This is a genomic window from Kitasatospora sp. NPDC047058 (genome assembly GCF_040643935.1).
In the GTDB taxonomy this organism is placed as follows: domain Bacteria; phylum Actinomycetota; class Actinomycetes; order Streptomycetales; family Streptomycetaceae; genus Kitasatospora.
On record NZ_JBEYVJ010000344.1, the window covers coordinates 1 to 7,212 of the forward strand.

Genomic DNA, 7,212 nt, shown 5'->3' on the forward strand with positions numbered 1-7,212 from the left:
TCTGCAACTCGACCCCATGAAGTTGGAGTTGCTAGTAATCGCAGATCAGCATGCTGCGGTGAATACGTTCCCGGGCCTTGTACACACCGCCCGTCCTGCGCCCAGACCGGGATCAGGACCGTGATGAACCCGGCGTCCAGCAGGTTGGTGACGCCGATCATCACGATCACGGTGAGCAGCAGCGGCTCGCCGCGCAGGAAGGTGAAGCCCTCCCGGAACATCTGCCAGTAGCCGGGCTGCGCCTCCCCCTCGCCGCCACCCGTGGCCACCGGATCCGGCGCGGCCGCCGCCCGGCCCATGCCGCGGGGCAGCGCGAGCCCGATGACCACCGAGCCGAGCGCGAAGGCGACCGCGTTGACCGTCAGGCCGGCCATCGGGCCGAGCAGGGCGATCAGCCCGCCGCCCACCGCCGGGCCGACCGTCGAGGCCAGCCGCTCGGTGACCCCGGCGAGGCCGGTCGCACGCTCCAGCGGTATGCGGGCGCGGTCGGCCGCGTCGGGGACCATCACCTCCTTGGCCAAGTCCCCCGGGCCGCGGACCGCGCCGACCAGCGCGACCAGGGCGAGCAGCAGCCAGAACGGCAGCAGGCCCAGGCCGTGCAGCAGCGGGATCAAGCCCGCGGCCACGGCACTCGCCGCGTCCGTCGTCCAGGAGACGACCCGTGGGCCCAGCCGGTCGATGACCGGTCCGGCGAGTGCCTTCACCAGGACGTACGGCGTCATCTCGACGAAGGCGACGACACCGGTCATGGTGGCGCTGCCGGTGGTGGCGAGGACGAACCACGGCAAGGCGATCGCCGAGACCCGCGTCCCCGTCAGGGAGACCGCCATCGCCCCGAGCACACCCGCCAGCGGCCGGATGCTGCGCGGTGCAGCGACCCGGGGCGCCCGTACCGACGTCGCGGTCACGCCCGGCCCTCCGCCCCACCCGTCGCCGCCGGACCGGCCGGCGCGCCGTCATCCGCCCCGCCCTCGGGGTCGGGCAGCACCTGGAGCACCACCGCGACCCGCTCCGCACCCTCGGGGGCGGCGTCCGCTGCGTCGGACCGGCGGTAGCGGCCGATCACCTCCGCCACCTCGTCGGCGAGGCTGCGCGCCTCCTCCGGCGTCAGCCGCAGCGACCAGTCGCTGAAGTCGAAGGAGTGCCGCCACTCCCGCGGCATGGTCTCGAAGGCGTTCAGTGCGCGCTGGGTGGTCAGCGCGTTGGCGGCGACGATCGAGCGCAGGTAGGCGATCGCGGCCTCCGGCTCCTCGTCTGCCAAGTCCCGGTCGGCCCACCAGGTGACCTGGTGCAGCGGCTTCCACCAGCGCTCGCGGGCGTTGCCCCGCTCGGGGTCCTCCGCGACGAAGCCGGCCGCCGCCAGCTGGCGCAGGTGGTAGCTGGTCGCGCCCGAGGTCAGCCCCATCCGCTCGGCGAGCCTGGTCGCCGTGGACGGGCCGTGCCTGCGCAGCAGCCCGACCAGCTGGACGCGCACGGGGTGGGCCAGGGCGCGCAGACCCTTGGCGTCCAGGACGACGACGGCGTCCTGCGGCACCGGACCGTGCTTCCACTTCTGCTCTTCGGTCATGGCAGCAGCGTAGAACCGCAAAGACTTCTTCGCAAAGGGTTATTTGCAAAGATGTCTTTGCGGTTTTCGGGAGCCCGGGGCGCACCGGCCCGGCCGCGGTCAGTCGCGGGCGACCGCCAGGACCAGGACCACGGTCAGGCCCCCGCCCGGGGTCTGCTCGACCGCCAGCCGCCCGCCCGCCGCACGGACCAGCCCGTGACCGGCCGAGCCACCCGGCCCGACGGAGCCACCCGGACCACCCGGGCCGGCCGGTTCCCCCGCCCCGACGGGACCGGCCGAGCGCAGGCCGGCCAGCAACCAGGCGCGCGCCTCCGGGAGTTCACAGGCCCCGCGATCCACCACCCTGAGCTCCACCCAGGCCAGGCCCGCCGCCGCACCGCCCGCGGCCGCCCCGGCACTGCTGCGGCCCGACACCGCCGAGGCGCGGACCAGCACCCGCTCCCCCAACGGGCTGCGCCGGATCGCGTGATCGACCAGCCCGGCCAGCGCGGACTCCAGCCGCCGGGCGTCCGCGAACACCACCGGCAGGCCGTCCGGCACCCGCACGGTGACCGACGCCGCCCGGCCGCCGCCGCGCAGCACCCGCCGCACCACCTCGGCCACCTGCACGTGCTGCGCCTGCGGACCGCAGCCCGCCGCGCGGTCCGTCCAGCCCACCTGTTCCAGCTCGGGCCGGGAGAGTGACCGCGGCGCGGCCATCACCCCCTGCGGGGGCCGTCCCGCCCCGCCCGCAGCGCCACTGTCCGTGCCACGGCCGGAGCCGCCGGGAGCGCCGAACATCCGGGCACCCGACGCGACATAGCCCCAGAGCTTCCCGCGTCCCATCGCCCTGCCCCTCGTGCGTCACCGGCCAGCGCCGCGACGACGCGCGGCAGGCCGACGGGGCCGCGTTCCCGGCCCCTCCGCCAAGCCTGCGCCCCCGCCACCCGGGTGACAATCCGGCTCAAGGGCACAAACCGGCCACCGAACCCCGCCGGTCGGCGGGGACGGGCCCGGCCGACCGACGGGGCCCGCCTCCGCCCGACCGAGCCCGTACCGGCCCGAACAGCCCGTACCGGCTTGCACCGGCCCGTACCAGCCCATACCGGCCCGCACAGGCCCGTACCGGCCCGAACAGCCCGAACAGCCCGCCGAACCTAAACTGACCCCATGACCCGGCTCAACGACCAGGTCCAGGAGCTGCTCCAGGAGTACGCCGACCTGATCTCGATCACCGGCGGCGACGCCTTCCGGGCCCGCGCCTACGAGAAGGCCGCCCGCGCCGTGGGCGGTTACCCGGAGGACGTCGCCGGCCTGGACGTCAAGGGCCTCCAGCAGATCGCCGGCGTCGGGAAGTCGACGGCCGAGAAGATCGCCCAGTACCTCGCCACCGGCCGGATGGACGCCCTGGAGACGCTGCGCGCCAAGATCCCGGCCGGGGTGCGGGAGATGATGGCCGTCCCCAGCGTGGGTCCCAAGCGCGCCCTCGCCCTCTACCGCGACCTCGACATCGCCTCCGTCGACCAGCTCGCCGAGGCCATCCGCGCGGACCGGCTGAGCGGGGTGGCCGGGTTCGGCGAGCGCAGCGGCGAGAAGATCCTGCACGGCATCGAGCTGATGCGGCAGTCCGGCGGACGGACCCTGCTCGACACCGCCACCGACCAGGCCGAGCAGATCGTCGCGGCGATCACGGCCGTGCCGGGCTGCACCCGCTGCACGTACGCGGGTTCGCTGCGCCGGATGCGCGAGACCGTCGGCGACATCGACGTGCTCGCCACCGCCGAGGACTCCGAGCCGCTGATGGAGGCGCTCACCGGACTCCCGTACGTGGCCGAGGTGATCGCGCGCGGGCCCACCAAGACCTCGGTGCTCACGACGAAGGGCCTCCAGGTGGACCTGCGGGTGGTGCCGGAGGAGGACTGGGGCGCGGCGCTGGTGTACTTCACCGGCTCCAAGGCGCACAACATCAAACTGCGCACCATGGCCGTCCGGGCCGGCCTGAAGCTCTCCGAGTACGGGCTGTTCGAGGCGGGGAGCGGCGGGAAGGGCAAGCAGGGCGGGAAGGGCCGGCCGAAGGCGGAGGACGCGGCCGGCGACGGCCCGGGGACCGCGGGGCGGGAGGGCCGGAAGGTCGTCTCGGCCACCGAGGAGGAGGTCTACGCCGCGCTCGGGCTGCCGTGGATCGCCCCGCCGCTGCGCGAGGACCGGGGCGAGGTCGAGGCCGCGCTGCGCGACGAACTGCCGGAGCTGGTCACCGAGTCGGACCTGCGCGGCGACCTGCACAGCCACACCGACCTCACCGACGGGCTGGCCACCCTGGAGGAGATGATCGACACCGCGGCCGCCCGCGGCTACACGTACTACGCGGTGACCGACCACGCTCCCGACCTGGCCATGCAGCGGATGACCGACGAGAAGATGCTCGCGCAGCGTGAGCAACTGCGCGAACTCGCCGGCCGGCACAAGCGGATGCGCCTGCTGCACGGCACGGAGCTGAACATCGGCCCGGACGGCGGGGTGGACTGGCCCGCCGAGTTCCTGGCCGGCTTCGACGTCTGCGTGGCCTCCGTGCACTCGCACTTCGGCGCCGACCGGGCCACCCAGACCCGTCGGCTGATCCGGGCCTGCGAGAACCCGCACGTGCACGTCATCGGCCACCTCACCACCCGGCGGATCGGGCGGCGCGGGCCAATCGACGTCGACCTGGACGCCGTCTTCGAGGCGGCCGCCCGGACCGGCACCGCGATCGAGATCAACAGTTCGCCGCAGCGGCTCGACCTGCGGGACGAGGACGTCCTGCGGGCGAAGCGGTTCGGCGTGAAGTTCTCGGTCGACAGCGACGCGCACGCCACCGGCCACCTCGCCTACCCGCGGTACGGGATCGGCACGGCCCAACGGGCCTGGCTGACCACCGAGGACGTGATCAACACCTGGCCGTGGCAGCGGCTGAAGCGGTTCCTGCGCAAGGACGCCCTTCGGTAGCGGCGAACGACGGAACCCGGCGGGACACTACGGGACACGACGGGACACGGTGGAGCACAACGGGGCGCAACCGCGGACGGGCGCGGACAAGATGCCCCTTTTGCCCGATTTTTCGGAGAAAACCCTGGTGCAACGGCCCACGGAGGCGCACCATGGAACTGGACCTGCGAGGTAGCTGAGGAAGTTCGACCGCAGGAGGCAGTGGCGACAGATCGAGACGGATCAGGGTCTGCCGCTGGTACCTAGGTCGACGATCGAACTGTCAGGCCGGAGGACACGACGTCCGGAGGCCACCCCCGCCTCGCAGGTTCCGTCGTGTGCCCGCAGCGCTCCTGGCACCCCGGTACGGCGCGGCCGCCCGGGCCCCACGCGCACTACGCGGTCGGCACCGCGTACCCCATCTCCCAGGCGTGCACGGCGATGCCCACCCGGTTCTGCACCCCGAGCTTGCGCTGGATGCTGGCGACGTGCGTCTTCACCGTGCCCGGTGAGATGAACAGTCCGGCGGCGATGTCGGCGTTGGTCCGGCCCGCCGCCACCTGCCCGGCGATCTCCACCTCCCGCTCGGTGAGCGGCACCACCGCCGGACCACGACGGCGCTCCGGACGCCGGGGCGCCGTCACGTGCTTCAGCAGCCGGACGGTGACGGACGGGCTGATCAGGCTCTCGCCGCTCGCCGCCGCCCGGACCGCCTCGGCCAGCAGCGCGGGGCCGGAGCGCTTCAGCAGGAAGCCGGACGCCCCGTGCTGCAGAGCCGGGTAGACGTACTCGTCGAGGTCGAAGGTGGTCAGCACCACCACCCGCACCGGTGTGACGGCCTCCGGTCCGGCCAGCCGCCGGGTCAGCTCCAGGCCGTCCATCCGGGGCATCCGGATGTCCACCAGCGCGACGTCCGGGCACAGCCGCCCGGCAAGTTCGAGCGCCGCGAGGCCGTCGGCCGCCTCACCGACCACGGTGATGTCGGGTTGCGCCTCCAGGATCCGCCGCACGCTGCGGCGGACCGCCTCCTGGTCGTCCGCGATCAGCGTACGGATGGGCGTCGTCACGGGGATCAGTCTCGCACGCCCCGGCCGGCCCGCTGAGGCGCGTCCGAGCAGGGCTCCTGACGCACCGGCAGGGCGCAGCGGAGCCGCCAGCCCGACGGCCGCTGCGGCCCCGCCTCCAGCGTCCCGCCATGGGCCGCCACCCGCTCGGCCAGCCCGGCCAGTCCGGTACCGCCGCTGCCCGCCCGGCGTAGCCGCAGCCCCCGCGGGCCGCGCCCCCGCCCGCCGTCGTCCGTCACCGACACCTCCACCACCCGGCCGTCCGGCCCGGCCACGACCGCCACCCGCACCACCACGCCGGCCGCCCCGGGCGCGTGCCGCCGCACGTTGGTCAGCCCCTCCAGCACCACCGCGTACGCGGCCGCCCCGGCCTCGCGCGACAGCAGGCCGGACGCCTCCGGTGCCAGCTCGACGGTGGCCCGGACCGCGCCGGTCCCCGCGAAGCGGCCGACCAACTCCGGCAGGTCGGCGGGCCCGTGAAGCCTGGTGGCACCCACGGCCCCGCCGTCCGCCGCCTCGTCGGCCTGCGGGTCGCGCAGGGCGCCCACCATCGCGTCCATCGAGTCCAGCGCCCGCAGCCCGGCCTCCTCCAGCCGGCGCAGCAGGGCGGCCGTCTCCACCGCGTCCTGTCCGGGCAGTCGGCCGGCCTGCGCCTCCAGCACGATGCCGGTGATCTCGTGGGCGACGAAGTCGTGCAGTCCGCGGGCGACTTCGAGCCGCTGCTCGCGGCGGGCGCCGGCCACCGCCCGTTCCCGGCGGGCGTCCAGGGCCCGCAGATAGAGGCCGGCACCGGCCACGCCGAGCGCCGGCAGGAGGGAGAGCAGCAGGGCGATCAGCGAACCGGTCGCACCGCCCCCGGGCACCCGGAGGGTGAACCGGAGCGGCACCAGCAGCGCGGCCAGGCCGACCGCCGCCCCGACCGGCCCCGCCCACCGGCCGGGCACCCGCCGGACCGACCGGCCGAGCAGCGCCACCAGCGCGAGCCACTCGAAGGACAACCAGAACGCGGCGAGCCGGTACGGCCCCTGGTAGCCGACGTCCAGCAGCAGCGAGACCGCCGCGACGCCGCCGGCCGCCCCCGCGAGCGTCACCCGGCGGGACGGCCACGGCAGGACGGCCGCCGCCGAGGCGAGCGCCGCCGCCGAGGCCGGGAGCAGCGCGGCCGCCCGCTCACCCGGGTGCGCCAGCGCCACCGGCGCCAGCACGCCGAGCGCCGCGCCGACGGACAGCGGCCGCCGGAGCCGGACGGCCAGGGACGCCGGGGTTTCGGTACGCATGCGTGCGAGCCTACGGGCGGACGGCCGGGTCGCCGCGCGCGGTCCGGACCCAGCTCTCCAGAGGGAGGCCGGGATCATCCCTTGGACGGACCGGATTCCCACCGCAGCGGGATGACTGACGGTGCATCAGCCGAAAGATTGACTTCGTCAGCCTGAACGAACCACCCGTCCGGAGGGACCGACCACCATGCGCCGCACCGCCACCGACCGCACCCGAACCGGCGCCGGCACCGGCACCGGCACGGGCAACCGGCGCCGCGCCGACAGCTCCTGGGTCCGCACGGCCACCGCGACCGCGATCTGCCTGGTCACCGCCGTCACCACGCTGGGCGCCGCCGCCCCGGCCGGCGCCGGCCATGCCGAC

At 75.0% G+C, this 7,212-nt stretch carries 5 protein-coding genes, 1 rRNA gene and 1 pseudogene; 2 read left to right on the forward strand and 5 right to left on the reverse strand.

Annotation, left to right across the window (positions count from 1 at the left end):
• Window positions 1–168 (forward strand): 16S ribosomal RNA (locus tag ABZ885_RS32210); the annotation flags it as partial.
• Between the two features lie 182 nt (window positions 169–350).
• On the opposite strand, the pseudogene ABZ885_RS32215 reads toward ABZ885_RS32210, so the two are convergent.
• From ABZ885_RS32215 to ABZ885_RS32225, 3 genes and pseudogenes are all read right to left on the reverse strand, one after another.
• A pseudogene (locus ABZ885_RS32215) lies at window positions 351–830 on the reverse strand (MFS transporter); the annotation flags it as partial.
• 74 nt (window positions 831–904) lie between these two features.
• Window positions 905–1,567 carry a helix-turn-helix domain-containing protein gene (locus ABZ885_RS32220; RefSeq protein WP_360196496.1) on the reverse strand — a complete coding sequence of 221 codons (663 nt, stop codon included), beginning with the start codon at window positions 1,565–1,567 and terminating at the stop codon, window positions 905–907.
• 99 nt (window positions 1,568–1,666) lie between these two features.
• Entirely contained in the window at window positions 1,667–2,392 is a 726-nt protein-coding gene (locus tag ABZ885_RS32225) for a hypothetical protein (protein WP_360196499.1), read from the reverse strand.
• Between the two features lie 324 nt (window positions 2,393–2,716).
• Here ABZ885_RS32225 and ABZ885_RS32230 point away from each other — a divergent pair, with 324 nt between their 5' ends.
• The gene (locus ABZ885_RS32230) at window positions 2,717–4,528 is read left to right on the forward strand and encodes a helix-hairpin-helix domain-containing protein (protein ID WP_360196502.1); all 1,812 of its coding nucleotides are present in this window, start codon (window positions 2,717–2,719) and stop codon (window positions 4,526–4,528) included.
• Between the two features lie 374 nt (window positions 4,529–4,902).
• Here ABZ885_RS32230 and ABZ885_RS32235 read toward each other — a convergent pair whose 3' ends face one another.
• Together ABZ885_RS32235 and ABZ885_RS32240 are read right to left on the reverse strand one after the other, a co-directional pair.
• Complete coding sequence (locus tag ABZ885_RS32235) at window positions 4,903–5,574, reverse strand: response regulator transcription factor (RefSeq protein WP_360196505.1); 672 nt, start codon at window positions 5,572–5,574, stop codon at window positions 4,903–4,905.
• A gap of 5 nt (window positions 5,575–5,579) precedes the next feature.
• Entirely contained in the window at window positions 5,580–6,848 is a 1,269-nt protein-coding gene (locus tag ABZ885_RS32240; protein WP_360196508.1) for a histidine kinase, read from the reverse strand.
• Between the last annotated feature and the right edge of the window lie 364 nt (window positions 6,849–7,212).

Bases quoted from the DNA above. Each gene is read 5' to 3' on its own strand.
- ABZ885_RS32220 (WP_360196496.1), bottom strand. From the start codon at position 1,567: ATGACCGAAGAGCAGAAGTGGAAGCACGGTCCGGTGCCGCAGGACGCC.
- ABZ885_RS32225 (WP_360196499.1), bottom strand. From the start codon at position 2,392: ATGGGACGCGGGAAGCTCTGGGGCTATGTCGCGTCGGGTGCCCGGATG.
- ABZ885_RS32230 (WP_360196502.1), top strand. From the start codon at position 2,717: ATGACCCGGCTCAACGACCAGGTCCAGGAGCTGCTCCAGGAGTACGCC.
- ABZ885_RS32240 (WP_360196508.1), bottom strand. From the start codon at position 6,848: ATGCGTACCGAAACCCCGGCGTCCCTGGCCGTCCGGCTCCGGCGGCCG.